Origin of the sequence: Sphingopyxis sp. H073 (assembly GCF_001468395.1) — a bacterium.
Taxonomy (GTDB): Bacteria; Pseudomonadota; Alphaproteobacteria; order Sphingomonadales; family Sphingomonadaceae; genus Sphingopyxis.
In genome coordinates this window covers 31678-57232 of record NZ_LNSG01000014.1, presented here as the reverse complement: position 1 = coordinate 57232, position 25555 = coordinate 31678, and the positions used below count along the sequence as shown (strand labels likewise).

The following is a 25555-nucleotide window of genomic DNA, read 5'->3' as shown; positions in this document are numbered from 1 at the left end:
GATCGCCCATTACTGCCCCCATTTGCCCATTCCGGGCCCCACGATATCAGGGTCGCCCTACCAGGCGGTTAACCATCATCTTACCGGCCGGGGGCGGCCTTTGCCAAGCCTTATTGTTTCGGGCCCATTTCGACATAGGCGGGGACGCCGGCGTCGGGGGCCGGAACCGTCCTGGTGTCGGTTGCCTGCTGCTGCGGCTTCGGATCGTCGGCCCAGTCCCAGAGCTGGCCCTTCACGCGGCGATAATTGACCTCGGGGTCATAGAGCGCGCCGCCTTCGATCCCGAGGTCGCGCGCTTCGGCCTTGCCCATCGCGGCGAGGACCGAGAAAGCGGCGACGTAGCTGTTGCGCCGTGCCGAGACGAGCTGGACCTGCGTGTTCAGATATTCCTGTTCGGCATTCAGAATGTCGAGGATCGAGCGGGTGCCGACGCTGTTTTCGGCGCGGACGCCCTCGAGCGACAGGCCGTTGGCGCCGACCGCCTGTTCGGTCGCGGCGATGATCCGCTCGTTCGCCTGCCACGCGGCATAGGCGCCGCGCGTCTGGGCGATCACGTCGCGTTCGACCGCGACATAATTCTCGATCGCCTGGCTGGTCTGCGCCTGCGCCTGGCGCACGCGCGCCGAGGCGCGGCCGCCCTGGAAGATCGGCAGGGTCATCGACACGCCGGCGATCGTACTCGTCGTCGTATTGTCCGACGTCGTGTTGCCGGCGGGGATCGAGTTGAGGTTATTGTTGTAGCCGCCGCTGACCGTCGCCGAAACCTTCGGCGCGCGGGTCGCCCGCGCGGCGCCGATGTCGGCGCGCGCGGCGCTGAGGCGCTGGTTCGCGGCGTCGATGTCGGGATTGTTGGTGAGCGCGATCGCCACCGCTTCCTCGGCCGTCGTCGGCAGGTTCGGCAGCACCGGCGGCGCCTGCAGGTCGGTCGGCGCGTCGCCGACCAGGCGGATATAGGATTCGCGGCTGCGGATCAGGTTCGATTCGGCGGTGCGCAGGTCGCCCTCGGCAAGCGCGAGGCGGGCCTGCGACTGCGCGACGTCGGTGCGCGTCAGGTCGCCGATCTCGAACCGGTCGCTCGTCGCCTGCAAATTGGTCCTGAGGACCGAGACATTCTTCTGGTTCAATTGGACGATCGCGATGTCGCGGATGACGTCCATATAGGCGCCGACGACCTGCGAGAAGATGCTCGCCTCGGTCGCGCGGAGGTCGGCCTGCCCCGCCTCGACGCGATATTTGGCGGCCTTCACCGCGTTGCGCACCGCGCCGCCCTGATAGAGCGGGACCGACAGCTGCGCGCCGGTCGAAACCGAGCGGCCGGGGGTGAAGAAGCTGTTGCCGGGGACGACCAGATTTTCCTGATAGTCGACGCTGGCGCCGACCGAGGGCAGCCCGGCCGCCTTCTGGATCGGCACATTCTCGTCGTTCGCGCGCTGCCCCGCGCGGGCGCCGGTCAAGGTCGGGTTGTTTTCATAGGCCTTGGCGAGCGCGCCCTGCAGCGTTTCGGCGTGCGCGGGCGATGCGGCGACCAGCGCGCCGAAGGCGAGACCGGCAAGCCAGCGGGCGCGGCGACCGGTTGCGATAGTCATCTTGTCATGCATCGTCTTGTTCAGCCTGAAACGGGGGAGGGGGCGGGCAACGCTCAGAACCGGAAGCCCTTGGGCGCGGCAAATCCGGGCAGCGGCGCGACGTCCATGTCGGCGAAGGCGCGCAGCGCGACGGTGCCACCCGCCTTCACGCCCTGGACGAGCCGCGAGACGCTGCCATCGCGGCGCGCGGCGACGATCCGCCCGCCCTCGGCGAGCTGTGCGACGAGCGCGTCGGGCAGCGTTTCGACCGCGCCCTCGATGATGATGCGATCGAAGGGGGCGGCTTTCGGCGCGCCGGCGGCCAGCGGCCCTTGGGTCCAGGCGATCGCCGGATCGCCCGCCGCGGCGCGCGCGGCCTCGATCAGGTCGGCGCGTTCCTCGACGGCATGAACCTCGGCGCCCAGCTTCGCGAGCAGCGCGGCGGTATAGCCCGTCGCGGCGCCGACCAGCAGCACGCGCATTCCGGGCCGCACCGCCGCCTCGACGAGCAGGCGGCCGGTGACGAGCGGCGGATTGAGCGCGCGGCCGTCGCCGAGCGCGATCGCGCGGTCCATATAGGCGACGCCGGAAAGCGCGGCGGGCACGAACGCCTCGCGCGGCACCGCGGCCATCGCGGCGACGACGTCGGGGTCGATGACGTCGTTGGTGCGCAGCTGGCTGTCGATCATCGCGGCGCGCATCGCGGCCGCACCCGTCTCGCTCAATTTCGTTGCCATCCGTCTCTATCCGATTCCCTGGGCCCAAGCCTGTATCGCGCGGTTCTAGCCCAAGCATGGCTGTATTGCAATAGTAATACAGCCATAAGACCCCGCCGCGCCGCGCATAGCGGGCAAAGGGGATGGAGCCAAGTGCGCATCGATGCGCGTGCCGGATGATGCAGATTGCGAAACGAACGGATTGCCACTGCGAAACAAAGCGGCTAGGGGCGCTGTCTCCACGCAATTCTGCGCCTGAGGCCCGATGGCGGAGTGGTGACGCAGCGGACTGCAAATCCGTATACGCCGGTTCGATTCCGGCTCGGGCCTCCATCCATAGTCGATAAGCCGCGACGCGGGCGTCGATCTCCCGCGATCGGCGCTATTGCGCGCCGCCCGGTCACGTTGACGTGGCTCCGCCTTCGCATGCGATACCGGGCGCGGACGGCCACCGATTCCGGGGATGCAGGGCGCGCTCCCTGAATCCAAAGTTCAGGAAAGTTCAGCCCAATGGCGATCGCTTGCCGGGCCGCTGCGGAAGGATGGCGCGCCGTAAAGGGAAGGATGCTGCTTTCCGGGCCGCTTGAAGCATGGCGGGATAATGTAGGAAAGCCTCATCTTGCGGTGGGGCCGCAGCGAAGCCGCCCGGCGCGGCACCAAGGTTTCAGGGGCGCGCGGGCAGCCACTCGGGCGGCACATGGTGCCGGTCGTATAGCGCGATGAGCTTGACATGGAGGAGGTCGGGGCCGCGCGAAGGATCGCCCAAGCGGCAGCGCGGCGATCTGCGCCTGAACCTCCGGCGGCGGCTTGGCCGTGATGGTGAGGGGGTTCCGGGCGCGCATGGGTGAGGGTGTGGCATGGTGTCGGTACCGAACGGCACGTTCTCCATTTCGCCTTGAATCCGTGGGTTTGGTAAACACCACCGCTACCGACAGTCCGACAAAAAGAACTATGGCAACAACAGTTTTACGCTAAGCTAGCGAGCATTAAGACGCAGGTCTGGGGGAATGCCAATGCAACTAAAATTTGTAGGCGAACATATATCAATCCGCCAATTTGATTCTGTGGAATTGCCTGAATTTACGATCCTAACCGGCAGAAATGGGTCAGGTAAAACCCATCTTCTTCAAGCAATCGACAGCGGAAATTGTCAAATAGACAATTTCAGATCAGACGAAATCCAGTATTTCAACTTCCAATCATTCTTCGTTTCTAGTAACCAAGGGCAAGTTCCTAATCAGATACAGCAACTTTCAAATCAGGGATTTACAGAGTTTCATCAAAATTGGCTTCCGCCGATAAAAACCTTGTTTGCATCTTTATCCTCTCCATGGAAACCAACGTTTTCTTATCCGGACGTCGCAAGTTTTTACAACTCCGTGGAAGATTTTTGGAATTTTAAGCCGCGTGGAAAAGCCATCCAATCCCATGTAAATGAATATCGAGAAAAATTAACGCTGTGGCTTACTGATACGGTCGGCCTTCCCAAAGGTTCGCAGCACCCAGCCATATGGTCGCTAATCCAAAAAAGTTCAAAACCGCCCCACGTCATCGATCAAGAAACATTCTATGAGGTGTTTTCTCCGGTTCAAAATTCTGGAAGTATACTTGGTTTTTCTTTGAGTACAATATTTTCCAAATTTATAATTGATGAATTTAACTGGTGCCACAACCAATTCGAAGCCGGGAGAAGCGCGTCAAAGGCCAAGAGCAGAGCGATTTTCCGCAAAAAGTTTCAACCTCCTTGGGTTCCAATAAACAAACTTCTCGATGAAATGGGAAAGATGTCAGCTTCGCGAGAAGCGTTTAGATTTGAAATTACCACTCCCGATGAGGAGCATATAAAAATTCAAAGCATCCAAGGATACTCTTTTGTCGCAAATCTAAGAAATAAAATATCTGGAGATATATGTAATTTTGATAACCTTTCGTCAGGGGAAAAAGTTTTATTGGCTCTCGTCATAAGTATTTACTACTCTAATGAGTCATTTATGCTGCCGAAAGTTTTACTTTTAGGTGAGGTTGATGCATCTCTTCACCCATCGATGATAAGGGTCCTCCTAGACGCCATAGGCCGCGCCTTCGTTTCTAAAGGGACAAAGGTGATTATGGCAACCCATTCTCCAACGACTGTAGCCTTGGCTCCGGAGGGTGCGCTTCATTCAGTTCAGGCAGGAAATAGGCAGAAAAAGATTGTCAAAATTTCGAAAAATGAAGGTTTATCAATTTTAACAGAAGGATTTGCTACATTTGACGAAGGATTAGAGGCCCTTAGTTTCTCAGGGGATAGGGTCATTATATTTACGGAAGGTAGCAACAGAAAAATACTAAATAGATATTTTAATATTTCTGGATTGGATAATATAAAGTTTATCGATAGATTGGACGACAAATCTTCCAAAGAGCAGCTCGTTCACTATTACAAATTGATATCTGCAATCGGACTTAACAGAAAAATACTGTTCATATGGGATTGTGACGCAGAGAGGCAGGTGGCAAATCTTGAGGAAACCGAGGGGCTTTTCAAATACGTTATCCCGCGAAATTTGAATAATAAAATAGCATCTGCGGGAATAGAAAACGCTTTCGATGAGGATTTACTATCTCCTCATTGTAAGCGGATTATAGACCCAGACGGCTCAGAATCGTTGAGGTTCGACAACGCCGAGAAGAAGAGATTCACTGAGAAGATGGCAAAATCGGAGGATTTGGCGTCCTTCCATAGATTTGCCGGTTTAGGCGATAAGGTGCGTCAGATTTTGAGCCTATAAAGTGGGCTTGTTCGGAGTTCTTAGTCATGCTCCCGGCCACCCGCTCCCATATACAGCTCGCGCCCCGTATCCTCATAGACCTGGCTCATTTCCGCCATGCCCTTCTCGGCTTCCTCCGCTGCGATAAAGCCGGCGCTGTCCTGATTTTGCAGCTTTGCGAACTCGCGCACCTCCTGGCTGATCTTCATCGAGCAGAATTTGGGGCCGCACATGCTGCAGAAATGGGCGGTCTTGGCGCCTTCCGCCGGGAGCGTCTGGTCGTGGTACTGCTCGGCGGTGTCGGGGTCGAGGCTCAGGTTGAACTGGTCGCGCCAGCGGAACTCGAAGCGCGCTTTCGATAGCGCGTCGTCGCGGACCTTGGCGGCGGGGTGGCCCTTGGCGAGGTCGGCGGCGTGGGCGGCGAGCTTGTAGGTGACGACGCCGACCTTCACATCGTCGCGGTCGGGCAGGCCGAGATGCTCCTTCGGCGTGACGTAGCAGAGCATCGCGGTGCCGTACCAGCCGATCATCGCGGCGCCGATGCCGCTGGTGATATGGTCGTAGCCCGGCGCGATGTCGGTGGTGAGCGGCCCCAAGGTGTAGAAGGGCGCCTCGCCGCACGCCTCGAGCTGCTTGTCCATATTCTCCTTGATCTTGTGCATCGGGACATGGCCCGGCCCCTCGATCATCACCTGCACATCCTGCTCCCACGCGCGCTTGGTGAGTTCGCCCAGCGTGTAGAGCTCGGCGAACTGCGCCTCGTCGTTCGCGTCGGCGATGCTGCCAGGGCGGAGGCCGTCGCCGAGGCTGTAGGCGATGTCATAGGCCTTCATGATCTCGGTAATCTCGTCGAAGCGTTCGTAGAGGAAGCTTTCCCTGTGATGCGCGAGGCACCATTTCGCCATGATGCTGCCGCCGCGGCTGACGATGCCGGTGACTCGCTTCGCCGCCAAGGGAACGTAAGGCAGGCGGACGCCGGCGTGGATGGTGAAATAATCGACGCCCTGTTCGGCCTGTTCGATCAGCGTGTCGCGGAAAATCTCCCACGTCAGTTCCTCGGCGATGCCGCCGACTTTCTCGAGCGCCTGATAGATGGGGACGGTGCCGATCGGGACGGGCGAGTTGCGGATAATCCATTCGCGCGTGTCGTGGATGTTGCGCCCGGTCGAGAGGTCCATGACGGTGTCGGCGCCCCAGCGGATCGACCAGACCATCTTGTCGACCTCCGAAGCGACGTCGCTGGCGACCGCGCTGTTGCCGATATTGGCGTTGATCTTGACGAGGAAGTTGCGGCCGATCGCCATCGGCTCGCTTTCGGGGTGGTTGATGTTCGACGGGATGATCGCGCGGCCGCGCGCGACCTCTTCGCGGACGAACTCGGGGGTGACGTAATCGGGAATGCTGGCGCCCCAGTCCTGCCCGTCGCGGACATATTCGGCGAGCCGCTCGCGGCCGAGATTTTCGCGGGTCGCGACATATTCCATCTCGGGCGTGATGATGCCGCGGCGGGCGTAGTGCATCTGGCTGACGTTCGCGCCGGGCTTGGCGCGCAGGACGGTCTTGCGGACATTGGGGAAGGCGGGGACGCCGCCCGAACGGTCGGGGCCGAGCTGGCCGTTATCCTCGGGCCGGACCTCGCGCTGGGTCACCTCCTGAACGTCGCCGCGGGCGCGGATCCAGCTGGCGCGGAGTTCGGGCAGGCCGGCGGCGATGTCGATCTTCGCATTGGGGTCGGTGTAGGGGCCGCTGGTGTCATAGACGCGGACGCTGGGCTCGCCGCTGTGCGGGTCGAGGTCGATCTCGCGCATCGCGACGCGGATGCCGCTGCCGGTGGGCGAGGCGACATGGACCTTGCGGCTGCCACGAATGGGTCCGGTCGTCACCCCGATGGGTTCGGCTTGCGCTTTGTCGAGGCGGGAATCGATGTCGGCCATGTGCAGTCGCTCCAGTTAGCCGGAGCGAAAGACGGTTTTCACGCCCCGTTTCGCTTTGGGGTGAAGCCGACCCTCCCTCCGCCGGTATTACCCGGATCAGGTTCAACGGGTCGCGGTCTATTCCGCTCTCAACCGGCCATCACAGACGCGGCTCCCCGGGGATGGGCGATGCTTAGCCGGGCGGCGGCGCGCTGTCCATCGAAAGACAGCGCGCCGCAGCGGAAAGTCAGGCGGCCTAGGCCAGAAACGGACCGCGCGCGCGGTGGCGAGCGGCCGTCGCGGGTACGCCCGCAAGCGCCCGGAACTCGCGCGCCATATGCGCCTGGTCGGCGAAGCCGCGCGCGGCGGCATGATCGGCGAGGTTCGGCTCGCCGGGCAGCGTCTCGAACGCACTCTGGAAGCGGATGACACGGAGCCAGACGCGGGGCGGCAGGCCGACGTGGCGGGCAAACCAGCGCTGCAGCGTGCGGGGATTCATCGTGGTCCTTTTGGCCATATCGGCCACGCTCGACGCGGCGATCAGCGCGGCACCGATGGCGCCGAGACCGGGCGCGGCGGCGAGCCGCGTCTCGATGGCGGCGAAGTCGGCGCTGAAAGGTGCCCAGCGCCCGTAGAGCGCGGAAAGCGGCGCGTCGTCAAGGAGCCCCCACGCCCATGGCCAGAGGCGCAGCGCCTCGAACGCGGCATCGCCGCTGACCTCGAACGGCTGCGGGCGGTCGACGAGGCCGACGACGAAGCATGACGGCTGGTCGCCGCCCCAACGCGACCGCCCGCGGATACGGCGGATGACCTCGACGCAGCCGTCGGGGGTCGCTTGCTGCGGCAGCCATGCGCCGGGGTCGCCCTCGGCCGCGAGCGTCCAGCGCAGCTTGATCAGACCCGCGAGATGCGGCGGCGGAGCGAACTCGCGATAGTCCATGTGCGGATTAGACGATGATTGTCGCATCGGTTCAAGACGCCCCGTGCGCCGCGTGGCAAAAGGGGCGAACAAGGGAGGCGCGTATGAAGCGGATGATGGTGGCGCTGTCGGCGCTGTTGCTGGCCGCGGCGGCGCCCGCCGCGACGGTCGACGATCTCGGCTGGATGGCGGGATCGTGGATCGAGGAGGGCAGCGAGGATAGCGGGGGGCGCTGGACCGAGGAATATTGGACGGTGCCGCGCGGCGGGGTGATGCTGGGCGCGAGCCGGTCGGGGCGCGACGGGAGCTTGCGCGAATTCGAGTTTCTGCGGCTGCAGGCAGGCGCCGACGGGGCCGTCAGCTATCTGGCGCAGCCCGGCGGCGGGGCGCCGGTGGCGTTCCGGCTGGCCGCGCGCGATGGAACGAGCGCGACCTTCGAGAATGCGGCGCATGACTATCCGCAGCGCATCACCTATGCGCGCGAGGGCGACACGCTGACCGCGACGATATCGCTGCTCGACGGGTCGGAGGCGCGGCGCTGGGTCTATACGCGGCGCTAGGGCGATCCTCCCTGTCGCGGAGCGATGGGGAGGTGGCAGCGGCGCAGCCGCCGACGGAAGGGCTATGGCGCAGCCCCTCCACCACTCGCTTCGCGAGCGGTCCCCCTCCCCACGACTGCGCCGCAGGGAGGATTATCACGCGGTCCGCCGCGCGAGATAGACGCCGGCGACCATCAGCGCGATCCCGGCGACGCGCTTGACGTCGATCGCCGAGCGCATCGCGCCGAACAGGCCGAAATGGTCGATCGTCGCGGCGCTGATGAGCTGGCCGACAAGGACGAAGAAGATCGCGTTGCCGACCCCGAACCTGGGCGCGATGAAGGTCACCGCGATCACATAGAAGGCCACGAACAAGCCGCCGAAGTAGAACTGGAACGGAATGTCGGAGGTGAAGCGGATCTGCCCGATCGAACCGGTCGCGAGCGCGCCCGCGGTCGCGATCAGGAAGGCGAGCCCGAACAGGATCATCGACGCCGCCATCGGGGCGCCGAGCCGGACCCCGAGGCCGCCGTTGAGCGCGGCGAGGATCGGGATGCCGATGCCGGTGAGCAACATGATGATCGCGAATCCGGTCGCGTTGCCGCTCGTCATCGTGCCGGTCCCCCCGAAGCCTGTTTCGCCCGATAGTCGAGGACGGGAAGGCCGCCGATTCCCCAATTGTCGGTATCGACCTCGTCGATCACCACGACCGTCGTCGCCGGATTCTTGCCGAGGACGCGCTGCAGCAGCTCGGTGACGCCGCCGATCAGCTCGGCCTTTTGCGCGGCCGTCGCGCCCTCGCGGGTGATCTGGATGTTGACATAGGGCATGGCCGGGATCCTTTCGCGGACGGAGATGTCAGAGGCCGAGCTCTTCGAGCCCGGGGTGGTCGTCGGGGCGGCGGCCGCTTTCGCCGCGATCCCAGTGGAACAGCCGGTCGGATTCGGCAATGGCGAGGTCGTTGATGCTCGCGATGCGGCGCTGCATCTCGCCATTGTCGGCGAAGTCCCAATTCTCGTTCCCGTAGGAGCGCCACCATTGGCCCGCCTCGTCGTGCCATTCATAGGCGAAGCGCACCGCGATGCGGTTGCCGGTGAAGGCCCATAGCCCCTTGATCAGCCGGTAATCCTGCTCGCGCTGCCATTTGCCGGCGAGGAAGTCGACGATGGCTTCGCGGCCGGTGACGAAGGTCGAGCGGTTCCGCCAGACGCTGTCTTCGGTATAAGCGAGCGCGACGCGCGCGGGGTTACGGCTGTTCCAGCCGTCCTCGGCAAGGCGGACTTTCAGCGTCGCGCTGTCATGGTCGAATGGCGGGAGCGGGGGGCGGGGCATCGGCATATCCTTTCAGGCGAAGGGGGTCGCGAATTCGATCCGGATACCACCGGGCATCGCGCAGATGAAATGGTGCGTCGTCGCACCCTCGCGGATCGGTTCGGGGTCGAATTCGATCACCGTGCCCGGATGGTTCTGGACGCGCGCGAAGACGGTGCGCAGCGCGTCGAGGTCGGCGACGCGGAGCGCGAGATGGTGGAGGCCGATGTTCGCGCGGCGGTCGAAGGCGGTCGCGCCCGCCGGATCGGCGACCTGCCACAAGGTGAGCAGCGTCGTGCCGTCGGTGACGAAGATCGCGGGATAGTCGGGGCGCTCGGCGGCGACGCCGAAGCCGAGCGCCTCGACGAAGAAGTCGCGCGCTTCGGCGACGTCGCGGACGGCGAGGCCGATATGGTGGGCGCCCTGCGTACAAGCGGTCGTCATTGGTCATCCCTTTCTGCTCGGAGCGCGGCGATTTCGGCGCGCAGCTGGTTGAGTTCGGCGGCCATCGGCTTGATCGCCGCCGAAATTTCGGCCTCGGTGAAGCGCGGCGTGATATGCTGCGAGCAGTTCCACTCCCAGCCGATCACGTCGATGAAGAAGGCGCGCTCGGGCACCGCGCGATACCCCTCGGGCATCAACGCGGTGACCGCCGTGGGATCGTCGGCGAGCTCGACACTGTGTGCGTGACCGACGATCTTCAGCCGCTCGCGGTTCGGATAGTCCATCAGGAACAACGAGACGCGGTCGTTCGCGGCGAGGTTCGCGGTGCTGATATATTGCTTGTTGCCGCGATAATCGGCGAAACCGATGCGGTTGCCGCCGACATGCTTGAGGAAACCGGCGGGGCCGCCGCGATGCTGCATATAGGGCCAGCCGTCGGGGGTGACGCTGGCCATGTAGAAGCTGTCGCGGAGCGCGATATAGTCAATCTCCTTCGCGGTAAGCACGTCGATCTCGCCGACCGGGCGCGTGTCGAGCTTTGCATAGGAGATGCGCGACCCATGCTGTTCCTGCAGCGCCTTCGCCGCGTCGCTGAAAACGATATGCCGGTAATTCTGCGCCATCTGCCGTCCTTCCAAGAGTGCGAACGGAAGCTGGAGGGGGCACGCTTCCGTTCGCCGCATCGATTTAGGCCGTTGCGTAGATTGTGATAATCAGGGAAGATCGAACAAGTTAATTCCGGTAAATGGAATAATCATGGACCGACTGCTGACGCTGGAAATGTTCGTCGCGGTGGCGGGCGAGGGGGGCTTTGCCGCGGCGGCGCGCAAGATCGGCAGCTCGCCGCCCGCGGTGACGCGCGGGATCGCGGCGCTCGAGGCGCGGCTCGGCACCGCATTGTTCCACCGGTCGACGCGCGCGGTGTCGCTGACCGACGCGGGCAGCGCCTTTCTGGGCGAGGCGCGGCGGCTGCTCGGCGAACTCGCCGATGCCGAGCGCGCGGCGCGCGGGGTCGAGGCGGTGCCGAGCGGGCAGCTTTACCTCACCGCGCCGGTGATGTTCGGGCGGCTGCATGTGCTGCCAGTCGTCGATGCGCTGCTGATCGAACATGCGGCGCTCGGCGCGCGCATGATGCTGATCGACCGCAACGTCCGCATCGTCGAGGAAGGAATCGACGTTGCGGTGCGGATCGGGCCGCTCGCCGATTCGGGGCTGAAGGCGGTGCGGATCGGCCGGGTGCGCCAGATGCTGGTCGCGAGCCCCGCCTATCTGGCGCGGCGCGGGGCGCCGGGGGTGGTGACGGAACTTGCGGGGCACGAGCTGATCGGGATGGAGGGGCCGCGCACGACGAACGAATGGCAGCTCGCGAGCGGCCGCTGGCGCTTCGAACGGCGGCCGCGCTTCGTCGTCAACACCGTCGACGCCGCGCTGGCGGCGGCCGAGGCGGGGGTCGGGATTGCGAACCTGCTGAGTTACCAGGTCGCGGCGGCGGTCGATGCGGGGCGGCTGGTTTCGCTGCTGCCCGATGAGCAGCCCGAAGCGCTGCCGGTCCACCTGCTGTTCGAACCGTCGCGCGCGGCGCTGCCGTCGGTGCGGCTGTTCATCGCCGCGATGAAGGCGCGGATGCGGATGACGGGGCTGGTTTGAGGGGGTGTATCGCTTTTGGGGCGGGGAGCGGTCGTGCCAAGCTCGTCATGCTGAACTTGTTTCAGCATCCATGGCCTTAGCTCTCGGCAAGCGCAGCACCAAGGAAACGGCGAGCCATGGACCCTGAAACAAGTTCAGGGTGACGAAGCTACTTATGTCGGCTTTCGCCCACTACCCGTCAGAACTGATAAGCGATCCCGCCGCCCGCGAGCCACTGGTTGCGGCTGCCGGCGATGCTGACGATCGGTGAATCGGCGATGCGGCCGAGCATCCGGCCATATTGCGCGCCGCCGATCAGGACGAAGCCCTTGCGGAGATCGCCCGACAGCGCATAGGCGCTCGCGAGGCCGAGCGTATATTTGCCCGCTCCGCCCTTCGCGCCCGCGCGGTTATAGACGGGAAGCCCGCTCGCGGCGCTGCCCGCGGGATCGATGTCGAAATAATAGCGGCCGAAGCCCTTGCCGTAGAAATTGATCGACGCCGACACGCCGACATAGAGCTGCTTGGATAGCGGGGTGCCGTAGTCGATCGTCGGCGAGAAGGCCCAGCTGCCGTGGCGGCCCGACACGTCCTTGAGCGCGACGACGCGGAAGGCGATCTGGTCGTAACGGCTGGTGATCACGCCGGTGTGGCTGATCCCCGCCATCGCGCCGACCTCGACCGCCAGCTTCTTTTCGCCGAGCGCCTCGACCTGCGGATCCTTGATGCGGCCGGTGCGGTCGCTGCGCAGGCTGACGATCGGGCCGAACTTGATGTCGGTCTTTGCCCCGCGCCGCTGGCGCAGCAGGTCGACTTGGAGGTTGGTGCCGCGCGTCGAGAAGGAAAAACCGCTGACGCGGCCGCGGATGTAGAAAGCGGGGAGCAGGGTGCGATCGTCCGAGCCATTGTAGCTCGGCGTCGTCATCACCCCCGCGGCGACCGCGAAATAGTCGCGCGCCCATTTGCGGCTTTCGTCATCGTCGTCGATGTCGTCGCCGCGGGTCGGGAGGAGAATATTGTCGTCGATATCGCCGCGCTGCAGATAGCCGGCGGACGGCGGTTCGGGGACTTCGCCGCTGCCGGGGATTCCGCTGCCGGCGGGTTCGACGATATCATAGGGAAGCGAGGTTTCCTCGGCCATCGCGGCGGGCGCGGCGAAGGCGCAGGCGAAAGCAAGGATCGGTGCGGACCGGGAGAGGCGAAAGAGCGAAATCCAAGCGGGCATGGCTGTCCTGTTATCTTGCCCCTCTGTGAAGGGGTGTAGGCGAATGTCACATCAATGCAACGTCTTCGTCTTGCGAGAGGTTGCTTTCCCCTGCATCGTGGCATTCATGCACCAATATCCTTTCATATCGTTGATTGGCCCGCGGGCACGGTCCGGTTCAGCATGACCCGCGCATGGCGCTTTGTCGGCTATGCCCTGATGGCGGTCGCGGTGCTGCTTGCCGCCGCGATGCGGCGCGGCGCGATTGCGGCGATCGGCCCGTTTCCGGTCGCGGCGGTCGCGCTGCTGGTCGGGACGGTCGGGGTGATGCTGGTGTTCACCGACCTGATGGTGCGCGGGCTTTACGCGCAGGTCGATGCGGCGAAGGCGCGCGAAGAGGAAGGTGGCACGGCGAGCGGCGATTAGGCCCCTTTTCGTTCGACAGTTTCTGCGGTTACCATTATGACGGCGCGATGACCGACCGTCCGCATACGCCGCTGCTCGACACGGTGGATGTCCCCGCCGACCTCCGCAAGCTGAAGCCCGAAGACCTCCGCCAGTTCGCCGACGAGCTGCGCGCCGAGACGATTTCGGCCGTCGGCAGCACCGGCGGGCATCTGGGATCGGGGCTGGGCGTCGTCGAATTGACCGTCGCGCTCCACTATGTGTTCGACACGCCGCGCGACAAGATCGTGTGGGACGTCGGGCACCAATGCTATCCGCACAAGATCATTACCGGCCGCCGCGACCGCATCCGCACGCTGCGGCAGGGCGGCGGGCTTTCGGGCTTCACCAAGCGCAGCGAGAGCGAATATGACCCGTTCGGGGCGGCGCACTCGTCGACCTCGATCAGTGCCGCACTCGGCTTTGCGATCGCGAACAAGCTGAAGGACGAGCCCGGCCGCGCGATCGCGGTGATCGGCGACGGGTCGATGTCGGCGGGCATGGCCTATGAGGCGATGAACAACGCGAAGCAGGCGGGCAACCGGCTGATCGTCATCCTGAACGACAATGACATGTCGATCGCGCCGCCGGTCGGAGGGCTCTCGGCCTATCTCGCCAAGCTCGTCTCGTCGCGGCCGTTCGTCGAGCTGCGCGAGATCGCGCGGCGCTTTGCGCGCAAGCTGCCCGAGCCGCTGCACAAGGCGGCGAAGAAGACCGACGAGTTCGCGCGCGGCATGGCGATGGGCGGGACGCTGTTCGAGGAATTGGGCTTTTACTATGTCGGGCCGATCGACGGGCATAATCTCGATCATCTGATCCCGGTGCTGGAGAATGTACGCGACAGCGACCATGGTCCGGTGCTGATCCACGCGGTGACGATGAAGGGCAAGGGCTATGCCCCCGCCGAGGCCGCCGCCGACAAATATCACGGCGTCCAGAAGTTCGACGTGATCACCGGCGAACAGGCGAAGGCGCCGCCGGGGCCGCCGTCGTACCAGAATGTGTTCGGCGAGACGCTGGCGAAGCTGGCCGACAGCGACCCGCGCATCGTCGCGATCACCGCGGCGATGCCGTCGGGGACCGGCGTCGACAAATTCGCCAAGGCCCACCCCGACCGCAGCTTCGACGTCGGCATCGCCGAGCAGCATGCCGTGACCTTTGCCGCGGGACTCGCGGCGCAGGGGATGCGACCGTTCGCCGCGATCTATTCGACCTTCCTTCAGCGCGCTTACGATCAAGTCGTCCACGACGTGGCGATCCAGAACCTGCCGGTGCGCTTTGCGATCGACCGCGCCGGGCTCGTCGGGGCGGACGGATCGACCCACGCGGGGTCGTTCGACGTCACCTATCTCGCGACCCTGCCGAACATGGTGGTGATGGCGGCCGCCGACGAGGCCGAGCTGGTCCATATGACCTATACCGCGGCCGAATATGACGCCGGCCCGATCGCCTTCCGCTATCCGCGCGGTAACGGCACCGGCGTGCCATTGCCCGAGGTTCCCGAGAAGCTGGCGATCGGCAAGGGCCGCGTCGTGCGGGCCGGCAAGACCGTTGCGATCTTTTCGCTCGGCACGCGGCTCGCCGAGGCGCTGAAAGCGGCCGACACGCTGGAGGCGCGCGGGCTTTCGACGAGCGTGATCGACCTGCGGTTCGCGAAGCCGCTCGACGAGGAGCTGATCCGCAGGACGCTCGCCGCCCATGAGGTGTGCGTGACAATCGAGGAAGGCAGCATCGGCGGGCTCGGCGCGCATGTGCTGACCTTGGCGAGCGACGAAGGGCTGATCGACGCGGGGCTCAAGCTGCGCACGATGCGGCTGCCCGACATCTTCCAGGACCAGGATTCGCCGCAGGCGCAATATGATGCCGCGGGGCTCAACGCGCCGCAGATCGTCGACTGCGTGCTGAAGGCGCTGCGCCACAACAGCGCCGGCGTCGAGGAAGCGGGCGCGCGGGCGTGAACCGGTAGCCGCACGCGAACGGGGGCGGCATGAACTTCTTCAACCTCATCCAGTCGCTCGACGACCTCCTGTACGAGGTGATGTCGTGGCTGGTCTTCTATCCGGTCACGCTGTGGCGCACGCTGGTCCGTCCCCTGCAAATGATGGACTATTCGGACGTCGAGCAGGGCGACGCGGCCGACGAGCAATATACCGATACGCTGTCACCGCCGCTGTTCCTGCTCTTGTCGCTGATCCTCGTCCACGCGGCCGAGATCGCGCTGGTCGGCGATGATGCCATGATCGCCAGCAAGGTCGGGCTGGCGGCGTTCGTCAGCAACAACACCGACCTGATCATCCTGCGTATCGTCAGTTTCAGCCTGTTTCCGGTGATGCTGGCGACGCGGATGGTGCGGGCGCAGAAGCTGCAGGTGGATCGCGACACGTTGCGCGCGCCCTTCTACAGCCAATGCTATGTCGCCGCGGTGCTGGCGATGTTGCTCGGCGGCGGGGTGATCCTGATCAAGCTGGCGCACGACTGGTCGGTGCTGGCGGGCGGGGCGCTCGCGCTGTTCGGGCTGCTCTGGTTCGGCTTTTTGCAGACCGCCTGGTTCAACCAGCATCTGAAATGCGGGCGGCTCAAGGCCTTTGGCCATGCCTCGCGCGCAATGGTCGAGAGCCTGGTTGCGATGACATTGCTGTCGAGCCTGTTCGCCTGATTGACCCGCCGGGTCAAAGTGTATTATCAATACAACACACTTTGACCCGGCGGGAGTTTGACATGGGCGGATGGAAATGGGGCGGGATGGCCGCCGCGATGCTGGCGATGGCGGGCACGGGGGCGCAGGCTGCGGAACCCGGCGCGTGCGCGCTGGTGCAATCGGCCGCCGCCGACGCGCTGTTCAGCATTCCCTTCCGTACCGTCGACGGCCGCATCTATATCGAGGCGCGCGTCGACGGGCAGGGACCCTTCGTCTTTGCGGTCGACACCGGGGCGAGCGGGATGGCGCGCGCCGATGCCCGGCTGGTTGCGCGGCTGGGCCTGCCTGTCCACGGCAGCGGCGAGACGTCGGACGGGGTCGCCTCGGCGCGCGTCGACACGGTGCATCTGGCGTCGCTCGATCTGGCTGGGCTCGTCCGCCGCGACCTCGAGGTGATTACCCGCGATTATGCGTCGCGCCTGTCGGCCGAGGCGGGGTTCGACGGCATCATCGGGCGCGACTTCTTCGGCGATGGCCTGCTGATCATCGACTATCCGTCGCGCTTGTTGCGCTTCACGCGCAAGGCCGGGCTGGCGCGGGGTGCGCCGGGCGTCCTCGCCTATGAACGCGCCTTCCGGGTGCCCGCGACGATCGGCGGCGTTGCGGCCGAGGCCAATCTGGATACCGGCGCCAATGTCGCCTTCGTCCTGCCGAAGGCGCTGTTCGACCGCGTCGGCGGCGGCCCGGTCGCGGCGGCAGGTGAAGGGCGCCTGACGAACTCGACCGTCGACACGCGACGCGCGACGGTCGCCGGCCCGTTCCGGATCGGCGGTGCCGAGCTGTCGAACGTCGAGGTGCGCGTGTCGGAAAACTACCCCGAACTGCTGGCTGGCGCCCATGCGCTGCAGCATTTTGCGCTGCTGATCGACCAGCGGACGAAGGCGGTTGCGCTATGCCCGCCGGAGGCGGACTAGGGTCACGACCCTAGCTGCGACTTACGCGCCCGGGATCGCCGCCTGCGCGTCGCGGCCGTCGCCTTCGGGGGCGAAGATGATGTCGCGGGTGACGAGGCCCTTGTCGACGACCTGCGTGTCGGGGCTGCCGACGTTGCTGCGCACGCCGGGGTCGCCGCGCTGGCCGTCGGCGCTGCCGATGATCTGGTTTTCGGTCGCGCTGCGCTGCGCGGGGCCGCCGAAGAGCGCCTTCAGCGTCTGTTCGGCGGTCGATTCATTGCCGGGGCGCGCGGCGCCCGGCGCCGGCGGGGTCAGCGAGAAATCGGGCGGCACGACGAGCGGCGCCTGACGCGACACCGCGAATTCGTCGGGACGGTCGCGGCTGAACAGATTGTTCGACCCGCAGGCCGAAAGTGTCGTCGCGAGAATCGAGGCGGCGAGAATGGCGGTGGTCCGGTTCACTTTACAAAATACTCCCAATTCGCCCCGTTACTCTTTGGCGGCCAGATCGCCTGCGCTCTCGGCCGCCGGAGGGGCCTTTTCGCCCAAGAGCAGCGCGCGCGCAACCAGCAAAAGCACGCCGATGCTGATGCAGGCATCGGCGACGTTGAAGATCATGAAGGGGCGGAAATTCCCGAAATGCAGGTCGGCATAGTCGACGACATAGCCGAGGCGGATGCGGTCGACGATATTGCCGAGCGCGCCGCCGAGGATCAGCGCGAGCGCGATGACGTCGCCCTTCGCTTTCTCGCGCGTCATCCAGAAGGCGACCGCGGCGGCGACGATCCCGGTCACCGCGACGAGCGTCCAGCGCGTCGTCGGCGACTGGTCGGAGAACATCGACAGCGAGATGCCGTAATTCTGCGCCCAGGTCAGGTTGAAGAAGGGCAGCAGCTCGATCTGGCCATAGGGCTTGGTTTCGAGCGACAGCGGCACGGTGACGATCCATTTCGCGGCCTGATCGAGGACGAAGGCGATCGCCGCGATGACGAGACCGAAACGCAGATGGGGGGAACGCATGCTCATCGGGCGTCCAATACCGTCTCGCAGCGATTGCACAAGGCGCCGTCCTCGGTCACTTCGGGGAGGTGGCGCCAGCAGCGGCCGCATTTGTGGTTTTGGGTTGGCGTGATCGTGATCCCGTCATGCCCCGGTACAAGATGCACGGCGCCCGAAATGAAAGTTTCAGCCAGATAGCTGGGATCGAGATCGCGCAGGATCGTTTCGAGGTCGCTCATCGTGACTTCTGCTTCGAGGCTGGAGCGCACAATCTTCTCACGACGCAAAGGTTCGATCGCTTCGGTCACCTTGCTACGCAGTTCGCGCAGTTCGGTATTCCGTAGAACGAGTTCCTTGTTGTGCTCGAACGACGGCAGCACCGGCCATTCGAGGAGGTGGACCGAACCTGCTTCGGGATAGCGCGTGCCCCAGACTTCCTCGGCGGTGAACACCAGCACCGGGGTCGCGTAGCGGACGAGCGCGTGGAACAGGATGTCGAGCACGCTGCGGTAGGCGCGCCGCGTGTCGGTGCCGAGCGGGGCGGCGGGGCCGAGGTCGCAGTAGAGGACGTCCTTGCGGATGTCGAAATAGAAGGCCGACAGATCCTCGTTGCAGAAATCGGCGAGCAAGCGCGTGTAGGTGTTGAAGTCGAAATCATCGACCGCGCGGGCCAGCTTCGCATCGAGGTCGGCGAGCAGCGACAGCATATAGCGTTCGAGTTCGGGCATCGCCGCGACGTCGGTGATGCGCTCCTCCTCGCTGAAGCCGTCGAGCGCACCTAGCAGGTAGCGGAAGGTATTCCTGAGCTTGCGATACTGGTCGGCGACGCCCTTCAGGATCTCGTCGCCGATGCGGTGATCCTCGGTGAAGTCGACCGACAGCGCCCACAGGCGGATGATGTCGGCGCCGTTGGTCTCCATCACCTTGACGGGATCGGTGGTGTTGCCGAGCGACTTCGACTGTTTGAAGCCCTTGCTGTCCATCGTGAAGCCGTGCGTGAGCACGGCCTTGTACGGCGCTTGGCCCCGCGTCCCGCAGCTTTCGAGCAAGGACGACTGGAACCAGCCGCGATGCTGGTCGCTGCCTTCGAGATAGAGGTCGGCGCTGTGCGTGCCGCCGTCGTGGCGGACGAGCGCGGGCCAGCGGCCGCTTTCGAGGACGAAGGCGTGGGTGCAGCCCGAATCGAACCAGACGTCGAGGATGTCGGTGATGCGCTCGTAATCGGCGGCGTCATATTGATCGCCGAGATATTCCTGCGCGCGCGCGTCGTTCCATGCGTCGACGCCGCCCGCCTTCACCGCCGCGACGATGCGGTCGTTGACGATCGGGTCATTGAGATACTGGCCGGTCTTGCGATCGACGAAGAGCGTGATCGGCACGCCCCACGCGCGCTGGCGGCTCAGCACCCAGTCGGGGCGGTCCTTGACCATGCTGCCGATGCGGTTGCGGCCCTTTTCGGGGACGAAGCGCGTGCGCTCGATCGCGTGCATCGCGGCCTGGCGCAGCGTCGGCGCGTCGCAGAGATCCTCCTCATGCGGGTTGATCGCGCCGCCCTCATTCTCCCAGCGCTTTTCGCGCGGGGTCTTGGGCTCGATGTGGGTCATCACCTTGTCCATCGGCACGAACCATTGCGGCGTGCAGCGATAGATGACCTTCGCCTTCGAGCGCCAGCTGTGCGGATAGCTGTGCTTGTAGTCGGCGCTGGCCGCGAGCAGCGCGCCCGCGTCGCGCAAGTCCGAGCAGATCGGGCCGTCGGGGGCGTTGAACTTGGGGTTGATCACCGAGCCCTGACCGCCGAGCCAGCCCCAGTCGGCGCGGTACTTGCCGTCGCCCTCGACCGCGAAAACGGGGTCGATGCCGTTCGCCTTGCAGAGGTCGAAATCATCCTCGCCATGGTCGGGCGACATATGGACGAGGCCGGTGCCGCTGTCGGTGGTGACGAAATCGCCCGCGAGGAAGGGGCGCGGGCGCGCGAAGAAGCCGCCGAGCGCGTGCATCGGGTGGCGGGCGATGGTGCCGGCGAGGTCGGAGCCTTTGAAGCAAAACTCTTCCGACCGCGTGAATTTGTCCGCGTGGCTCCCGTACGGATCTTCGATCTCTACCGTCGGGGCTGAGGGGTCGGCTGGCGTTACAGTCGCACCGGTCGACATGTCGGGTGCTTGCGCGCCGATGCGGGCGCAAAAGGCTGGCACCAATTCACGCGCAACGACAAAACTTCCATCGCCGCTCGGCAGATTTGTGCAGTTGAGAAGGACGTACTCAACGTCCGGACCATAGGCCAAAGCCTGGTTGACCGGGATCGTCCACGGCGTCGTCGTCCAGATTACCGCATGCGCGCCGACCAGTTCGGCGATCGGGCTCTCGACGATCTCGAACGCCACATCGATCTGGGTCGAGACGATATCCTCATATTCGATCTCGGCCTCGGCGAGCGCGGTCTTTTCGACCGGCGACCACATCACCGGCTTGGCGCCGCGATAGAGCATGTCGTTCGCGGCGAATTTGAGCAGCTCGCGCACGATGGTGGCCTCGGCCTCATAATCCATCGTGAGGTACGGATGGTCCCAGTCGCCGCCGATGCCGAGGCGCTTCAACTGCTCGCGCTGGGTGTCGACCCAGTGCTGCGCATAGGCGCGGCATTCGGCGCGGAATTCCTCGACCGGAACCTCGTCCTTGTTGAGCTTTTTCTTGCGATATTGCTCCTCGACCTTCCACTCGATCGGCAGGCCGTGGCAGTCCCAGCCGGGCACATAAGGCGCGTCCTTGCCCTTCAGCGTCTGGGTGCGGACGACCATGTCCTTCAGGATATGGTTGAGCGCATGGCCGATGTGCATGTCGCCATTGGCATAGGGCGGGCCGTCGTGGAGAATGAACTGATCGCGGCCTTTGCGGCTCTCGCGGATCTGCCCTTCCAGATTGCCCTCGATCCATTTCGCCAGAATCTGCGGCTCCTTCTGCGGCAGGCCGGCCTTCATCGGGAAGTCGGTCTTGGGCAGGAAGACGGTGTCGCGGTAGTCGCGGGCTTCGGGAGCGGAGGTGCTGTCGGTCATGGTGCGGCCGCTTAGCGCAGATTCGCGTGCGCGCAAAGGGAATGGGGGCGGGACCCAAGCCCATCCACCATTCGTCATTCCGGACCCGATCCCGAATCCATGCCCGCCGCGCCGCATGGACCCCGGATCAGGTCCGGGGTGACGATGAACTAGATGTCGGCCAGCAACGCCTTCGCCGCATCGCAGTCCGCCGCGATCTGCGCCATCAGTGCGTCCATCCCGTCATATTTCGCCTCGGGGCGGATGAAGGCGTGGAAGGCGACGTCGATTTCCTGTCCGTAGAGATCTTCGGCGAAATCGAAGAAATGCGGTTCGAGCAATTCCTTCGGGGGATCGAAGCTGGGGCGGATGCCGAGGTTCGCGGCGCCCTTCAGCACGCGGCCGTCGGGAAGGCGGCCGGTGACGGCGTAGATGCCGTAGCGCGGGCGAAGATAATTGCCCATTTCGAGGTTCGCGGTCGGGAAGCCGAGCAGGCGGCCGTTCTTGTCGCCGTGCTGGACGACATTGCGCACGGTGAAGGGGCGGGTGAGGAGGCGCGTCGCGGTGGCGCAGTCGCCCGACCGGAGCGCGTCGCGGATGCGGCTCGACGAGACGACGTCGTTGGTGTCGTCGACGGGGGCGACCATCTCGGTGAAGAAGCCGAGGCGGCGCGCATGGTCGGCGAGCGTCACGACATCGCCGCCGCGGCCCCTGCCGAAGGTGAAATCGGCGCCGGTGACGACGCCGGCGGCGCCGTAGCGACCCAGCAGGAGCTCGGTGATGAAATCCTCGGCGGTGGTCGCCGCGAGCGTCGCGTCGAAGGGGAGGACGAGCATCGCATCGGCGCCCGCCGCGCCGAACAGTTCGAGCCGCTGTGCGAGCGTGGTCAGGCGGAAGGGCGGAACGTCGGGTTTGAAAAAGCGCACCGGATGCGGGTCGAAAGTCGCGACGATCGCGGGGCGGCCCTCGTCCTTTGCATGGCGCACCGCGCGGCCGACGACGGCCTGATGCCCGGCATGGAAACCGTCGAAATTGCCGAGCGCGATGACGCCGCCGCGCAAAGCGCCCTCGATACGGTCATGGCCGTCGAGGCGGATCACGACGCCGCCTTCATCGGGACGATACCAGCGCGCAGGACGCGGATCGCATTGCCGCCCATCGCGGCGCGGATCTCGTCGTCGGTGAAGCCCGCGTCGATCAGCGCCTGCGTCACCTGCACCAGTTTCGACGTGTCGAAGCGGACGGTGGTGCCGCCGTCATAGTCGCTGCCGAGCGCCACATACTGGATGCCGACGAGGTCGCGGACATGCTTCATCGCCTTTGCGATGCTGGCGGGCGAGGTGTCGCAGATCGCGGCGTCCCAATAGCCGATGCCGACAAGGCCGCCGGTCGCTGCGACGCCCCTGATCTGTTCGTCATCGAGGTTGCGGTTGACCTTGCACGTCGCCTGTACGCCGCCGTGGCTCGAGACGACCGGGCGGCGTGCGATCTTGAGAATGTCGGCGACGCAGGCGCGGCTGCAATGCGCGATATCGACGATCATGCCGAGCTCTTCCATCCGCGGCACGACCTTGCGGCCAAGCGGAGTCAGCCTGTATTTCCTGATGCCGTGCATCGAGCCCGCGACGTCATTGTCGAAGAAATGCGCAAGCCCCGCCATGCGGAAGCCGGCCGCGTGCAGCCGGTCGAGGTTGCGGATATCGCCTTCGAGATCCTGCAGCCCCTCGATGCTGAGCATCGCGCCCACCGGACGCGCCTTGGCGGCGCGTGCGGCGAGCAGCGCGTCGATGTCGGCGGGCGCGGCGACGGCGATGAGCTTGCCATCGGCCTTCGCGACCGCGCGGTGCAGCTTTTCGGCATGCCAGAGCGAGCGTTCGAGCAGCGAGGTCCAGGTGCGCGGCGGCTGGAGCTGGGCGATGGTGAGCGCGGTGATATTGTCGGTGTCGCCGCCGTTCGCGTCGTAATTCTGGCCCTTCGGCGTCTTGGTGACGCTCGAAAACACCTGCAGCGCGACATTGCCGTCTTCGAGCCGCGGCAGGTCGACATGGCCGCGGCCGGCGCGGGTCAGCAGGCTGCGCTGCCAGAGCAATGTGTCGCTGTGCAGGTCGACGATGGTCAGCGTCTTGTGCAGCGCCCTTGCATGGTCGGAGACCGCGGCGAGCGGCTTGCCGTCGATCTTGTTGAGGCTGCGCTCGGTCATGCCGGGCGCGAGGCCGAAAAAGGCCCCCGCGGCGACGATCAGCACGATCGCGAGGCCGAGGAGCCAACGCTTCATCCGCGCTTCCGGGCGAGGGTGACGAAAGCGAAGGCCGGGCGGCCGTCGGCGGCGGGATGGTCCTCGCGCGCGATTTCCCGCCACTCGGCCGGGTCGGGCGCCGCGATCGACGCGTCGCCGGCGGGCGAGAGCGCGACTTCGGTGAGTTCGATGCGGTCGGCGAGCGGCAGGAAGAGCTGGTAGATTTCGGCGCCGCCGATCACCATTACATGCGGCGCATTGGCGAGCTTCAGCGCCTCTTCGACGGTCGCGACGGGCTCGGCGCCCTCCTCCTGCCAGTCGCGATCGCGGGTGAGGACGATGTGGCGGCGGCCCTCGAGGATCGCGGGCAGGCTGTCGAAGGTCTTGCGCCCCATGATCATCGGGCGCCCCATGGTGAGTTGCTTGAAGCGGCGGAGGTCGGCGGGCAGGTGCCAGGGCATCTTGCCGTCGGCGCCGATGACGCCGTTGGCGGCGCGCGCGAGGATCAGCGTTATTTCGGGGCGGTTCATGCGGGAGGTGCTCCGGGCGCTGCACCCGCCCATGTGGCGTGGCCGAGTTTGCGGCCATCGCGGACTTCGGTCTTGCTGTAATGGTGGACGTGGCAATTCTCGTCGGCGAGCAGCGCGGGGATCGCGGCGATGTCGGCGCCGATGAGGTTGCGCATGACGACGGGAAGCTGGCGCGTTGCGGTGCTGCCGAGCGGCAGGCCGGCGATCGCGCGGATATGATTGTCGAACTGGCTCGCGACCGCGCCCTCGATCGTCCAGTGGCCGCTGTTGTGAACGCGCGGCGCCATTTCGTTGAATACCGGCCCGGCGTCGGTCGCGAAGAACTCGCCGGTGAGGACGCCGACATAGTCGAGCGCGGCGGCGATCTCGGCCATCATCGCGCGCGCTTCGCCCTGTTGGGCTGCGACGATCGGCGGCGCTGGCAGGCTCGCGGTCGCGAGGATGCCGCCTTCGTGAACATTGACGGTCGAATCCCAATAGCGGACTTCGCCGTCGAGGCCGCGGACGAGAATCACCGAAAATTCATGCTCGAACGCGACGAAGCCTTCGAGGATCGCGGCGTGGCGGCCGATCGTCTCCCATGCCGTGTCGGCGTCGGCCGCCGTCCCGAGCCGCGCCTGCCCCTTGCCGTCATAGCCCATGCGCACCGTCTTGAGGATCGCGGGTGCGCCGATCTCGCCAAGCGCCGCATCGAGCGTGGCGCGGTCGGGGACCGATGCGAAAGGCGCGGTGCGGCCGCCGAGCCCGGCGACGAAAGTCTTCTCGGCCAACCGATCCTGCGCGATCTCGAGCGCCTTCGCGCCCGGATGCACCGCGACATGGCCCGAAAGGAAGCGGACGGTGTCGACGGGGACATTCTCGAACTCGAAGGTGACGATGTCGCAGGCGGCAGCGAAAGCGGCGAGGCGCGGCTCGTCGTCCCATGCCGCCTGACTGTGGTGCGCGGTGACTTCGGCGGCGACACTTTCGGCGTCGGGGGCGTAGATATGCACCTTGTAGCCGAGCTGCGCCGCGGCGACCGCGAGCATGCGTCCGAGCTGTCCGCCGCCCAAGATGCCGATCGTCGAACCGGGTGGCAGCAAGGGCTCAGCCCTCGCGCACGGGCGTCGGGGCGACGCTGTCGGTCTGCTTTACGCGCCAGTCTTCAAGTTTTTGTGCCAGTTCGGAGCATTCGTTGGCGAGCAGCGATACCGCGAACAGGCCTGCGTTGGTCGCGCCCGCCTTGCCGATTGCAAAGGTCGCGACGGGGATGCCGCCGGGCATCTGGACGATCGAATAGAGGCTGTCGACGCCGCTCAAGGCGGCCGACTGGACGGGCACGCCGAGCACCGGGACGCGCGTCATCGAGGCGACCATGCCGGGCAGGTGCGCGGCGCCGCCGGCGCCCGCGATGATCGCCTTCAAACCGCGCGCGGATGCGCTTTTGGCATAGTCGACGAGGCGGTCGGGGGTGCGGTGCGCCGAGACGATCCGCACCTCGTGCGCGATGCCGAATTCCTCCAGCATCTGAACCGCGTGCGCCATCGTCGGCCAGTCCGACTGGCTCCCCATGATCACCCCTATCTGCGGCGTCCCGTCGCTCACAAGAGCCCTCCGAATCCCGATCCTGCTATCCCCCTAGAGTCTGTCCGCCGCGCTGGCAACGCCATCCAAATGCCATGCGCGGCGTTTACCGATTGGTATCCACTCGGCGGCTAGGGTCTCCGTCGCATATCGTGTCGGCATCGTGCCGGCGGACC

At 65.2% G+C, this 25555-nt stretch carries 25 protein-coding genes, 1 tRNA gene and 1 riboswitch; of the genes, 8 read left to right on the top strand and 18 right to left on the bottom strand.

The features are described 5' to 3' along the window. Positions 1-110: 110 nt before the first annotated feature. A complete protein-coding gene (locus tag ATE64_RS19340) occupies positions 111-1586 on the bottom strand; it encodes a TolC family outer membrane protein (RefSeq protein ID WP_231729189.1) in 1476 nt (491 codons plus the stop codon). 53 nt (positions 1587-1639) lie between these two features. Continuing rightward, entirely contained in the window at positions 1640-2302 is a 663-nt protein-coding gene (locus ATE64_RS19335; protein WP_058456777.1) for a protein-L-isoaspartate O-methyltransferase, read from the bottom strand. Between the two features lie 238 nt (positions 2303-2540). Between ATE64_RS19335 and ATE64_RS19330 the strand changes: the two genes are divergently transcribed. Together ATE64_RS19330 and ATE64_RS21340 are read left to right on the top strand one after the other, a co-directional pair. Further along, positions 2541-2614: transfer RNA gene (locus ATE64_RS19330), tRNA-Cys, on the top strand. Between the two features lie 680 nt (positions 2615-3294). Beyond that, complete coding sequence (locus tag ATE64_RS21340) at positions 3295-5052, top strand: ATP-binding protein (protein WP_167541784.1); 1758 nt, start codon at positions 3295-3297, stop codon at positions 5050-5052. Between the two features lie 20 nt (positions 5053-5072). Here the strand turns inward: ATE64_RS21340 and thiC are convergent, their stop codons facing one another. Both thiC and ATE64_RS19315 read right to left on the bottom strand, forming a co-directional pair. Continuing rightward, positions 5073-6965: a phosphomethylpyrimidine synthase ThiC gene (gene thiC, locus ATE64_RS19320; protein ID WP_058456779.1), complete on the bottom strand. Its 1893-nt coding sequence runs from the start codon at positions 6963-6965 to the stop codon at positions 5073-5075. A gap of 56 nt (positions 6966-7021) precedes the next feature. Continuing rightward, positions 7022-7133: riboswitch (TPP riboswitch) on the bottom strand. A 67-nt stretch (positions 7134-7200) separates the two neighbouring features. After that, positions 7201-7911: a helix-turn-helix domain-containing protein gene (locus ATE64_RS19315; protein ID WP_082657849.1), complete on the bottom strand. Its 711-nt coding sequence runs from the start codon at positions 7909-7911 to the stop codon at positions 7201-7203. A gap of 56 nt (positions 7912-7967) precedes the next feature. On the opposite strand from ATE64_RS19315, the gene ATE64_RS19310 reads away from it, so the two are divergent. After that, positions 7968-8423, top strand: coding sequence for a DUF6265 family protein (locus tag ATE64_RS19310; RefSeq protein WP_058456781.1), 456 nt, complete (start codon positions 7968-7970; stop codon positions 8421-8423). A 135-nt stretch (positions 8424-8558) separates the two neighbouring features. On the opposite strand, the gene ATE64_RS19305 is transcribed toward ATE64_RS19310, so the two are convergent. From ATE64_RS19305 to ATE64_RS19285, 5 genes are read right to left on the bottom strand one after another with little or no spacing between them, the layout of a single operon-like run. Further along, positions 8559-9014 carry a DMT family transporter gene (locus tag ATE64_RS19305; protein WP_058456782.1) on the bottom strand — a complete coding sequence of 152 codons (456 nt, stop codon included), beginning with the start codon at positions 9012-9014 and terminating at the stop codon, positions 8559-8561. Further along, complete coding sequence (locus tag ATE64_RS19300) at positions 9011-9232, bottom strand: 4-oxalocrotonate tautomerase family protein (RefSeq protein WP_058456783.1); 222 nt, start codon at positions 9230-9232, stop codon at positions 9011-9013. Before ATE64_RS19300 ends, ATE64_RS19305 begins: the two co-directional genes overlap by 4 nt. Before the next feature lie 28 nt (positions 9233-9260). Beyond that, positions 9261-9740, bottom strand: coding sequence for a nuclear transport factor 2 family protein (locus tag ATE64_RS19295; protein WP_197410186.1), 480 nt, complete (start codon positions 9738-9740; stop codon positions 9261-9263). A gap of 6 nt (positions 9741-9746) precedes the next feature. Further along, positions 9747-10157 carry a VOC family protein gene (locus ATE64_RS19290; RefSeq protein WP_058456784.1) on the bottom strand — a complete coding sequence of 137 codons (411 nt, stop codon included), beginning with the start codon at positions 10155-10157 and terminating at the stop codon, positions 9747-9749. Continuing rightward, positions 10154-10780 carry a pyridoxamine 5'-phosphate oxidase family protein gene (locus ATE64_RS19285; protein ID WP_058456785.1) on the bottom strand — a complete coding sequence of 209 codons (627 nt, stop codon included), beginning with the start codon at positions 10778-10780 and terminating at the stop codon, positions 10154-10156. The genes ATE64_RS19290 and ATE64_RS19285 overlap by 4 nt, the downstream gene beginning before the upstream one ends. 133 nt (positions 10781-10913) lie before the next feature. Here ATE64_RS19285 and ATE64_RS19280 point away from each other — a divergent pair, with 133 nt between their 5' ends. Next, complete coding sequence (locus tag ATE64_RS19280) at positions 10914-11804, top strand: LysR substrate-binding domain-containing protein (protein ID WP_058456786.1); 891 nt, start codon at positions 10914-10916, stop codon at positions 11802-11804. A 178-nt stretch (positions 11805-11982) separates the two neighbouring features. Here ATE64_RS19280 and ATE64_RS19275 read toward each other — a convergent pair whose 3' ends face one another. Next, entirely contained in the window at positions 11983-13008 is a 1026-nt protein-coding gene (locus tag ATE64_RS19275; RefSeq protein ID WP_058456787.1) for a MipA/OmpV family protein, read from the bottom strand. Positions 13009-13170: 162 nt separating this feature from the next. Between ATE64_RS19275 and ATE64_RS19270 the strand changes: the two genes are divergently transcribed. From ATE64_RS19270 to ATE64_RS19255, 4 genes are all read left to right on the top strand, one after another. Continuing rightward, complete coding sequence (locus tag ATE64_RS19270) at positions 13171-13413, top strand: hypothetical protein (RefSeq protein ID WP_058456788.1); 243 nt, start codon at positions 13171-13173, stop codon at positions 13411-13413. A gap of 47 nt (positions 13414-13460) precedes the next feature. Then, positions 13461-15389: a 1-deoxy-D-xylulose-5-phosphate synthase gene (gene dxs / locus ATE64_RS19265; protein WP_058456789.1), complete on the top strand. Its 1929-nt coding sequence runs from the start codon at positions 13461-13463 to the stop codon at positions 15387-15389. 29 nt (positions 15390-15418) lie between these two features. Further along, positions 15419-16087: a hypothetical protein gene (locus ATE64_RS19260; RefSeq protein ID WP_058456790.1), complete on the top strand. Its 669-nt coding sequence runs from the start codon at positions 15419-15421 to the stop codon at positions 16085-16087. A 62-nt stretch (positions 16088-16149) separates the two neighbouring features. Beyond that, on the top strand, positions 16150-17043 hold the full coding sequence (locus ATE64_RS19255; protein ID WP_231729188.1) for a retroviral-like aspartic protease family protein: 894 nt from the start codon (positions 16150-16152) through the stop codon (positions 17041-17043). A gap of 21 nt (positions 17044-17064) precedes the next feature. Here ATE64_RS19255 and ATE64_RS19250 read toward each other — a convergent pair whose 3' ends face one another. The 8 genes from ATE64_RS19250 to purE form a co-directional block, all read right to left on the bottom strand. Next, positions 17065-17484, bottom strand: a complete 420-nt coding sequence (locus ATE64_RS19250; protein WP_058456791.1) for a DUF3035 domain-containing protein — start codon at positions 17482-17484, stop codon at positions 17065-17067. Positions 17485-17511: 27 nt separating this feature from the next. Continuing rightward, on the bottom strand, positions 17512-18048 hold the full coding sequence (gene lspA, locus ATE64_RS19245; protein ID WP_082657848.1) for a signal peptidase II: 537 nt from the start codon (positions 18046-18048) through the stop codon (positions 17512-17514). After that, positions 18045-21071, bottom strand: a complete 3027-nt coding sequence (gene ileS / locus ATE64_RS19240) for an isoleucine--tRNA ligase (RefSeq protein ID WP_058456793.1) — start codon at positions 21069-21071, stop codon at positions 18045-18047. The genes lspA and ileS overlap by 4 nt, the downstream gene beginning before the upstream one ends. Positions 21072-21220: 149 nt before the next feature. Next, complete coding sequence (locus ATE64_RS19235; RefSeq protein ID WP_058456794.1) at positions 21221-22150, bottom strand: bifunctional riboflavin kinase/FAD synthetase; 930 nt, start codon at positions 22148-22150, stop codon at positions 21221-21223. Next, positions 22147-23325 carry a dipeptidase gene (locus tag ATE64_RS19230; protein WP_058456795.1) on the bottom strand — a complete coding sequence of 393 codons (1179 nt, stop codon included), beginning with the start codon at positions 23323-23325 and terminating at the stop codon, positions 22147-22149. The genes ATE64_RS19235 and ATE64_RS19230 overlap by 4 nt, the downstream gene beginning before the upstream one ends. Next, the gene (locus ATE64_RS19225) at positions 23322-23816 is read right to left on the bottom strand and encodes a dihydrofolate reductase (RefSeq protein WP_058456796.1); all 495 of its coding nucleotides are present in this window, start codon (positions 23814-23816) and stop codon (positions 23322-23324) included. Before ATE64_RS19225 ends, ATE64_RS19230 begins: the two co-directional genes overlap by 4 nt. Then, on the bottom strand, positions 23813-24898 hold the full coding sequence (locus ATE64_RS19220) for a 5-(carboxyamino)imidazole ribonucleotide synthase (protein ID WP_082657846.1): 1086 nt from the start codon (positions 24896-24898) through the stop codon (positions 23813-23815). Before ATE64_RS19220 ends, ATE64_RS19225 begins: the two co-directional genes overlap by 4 nt. A gap of 4 nt (positions 24899-24902) precedes the next feature. Continuing rightward, positions 24903-25400: a 5-(carboxyamino)imidazole ribonucleotide mutase gene (gene purE, locus ATE64_RS19215; RefSeq protein WP_058800188.1), complete on the bottom strand. Its 498-nt coding sequence runs from the start codon at positions 25398-25400 to the stop codon at positions 24903-24905. Between the last annotated feature and the right edge of the window lie 155 nt (positions 25401-25555).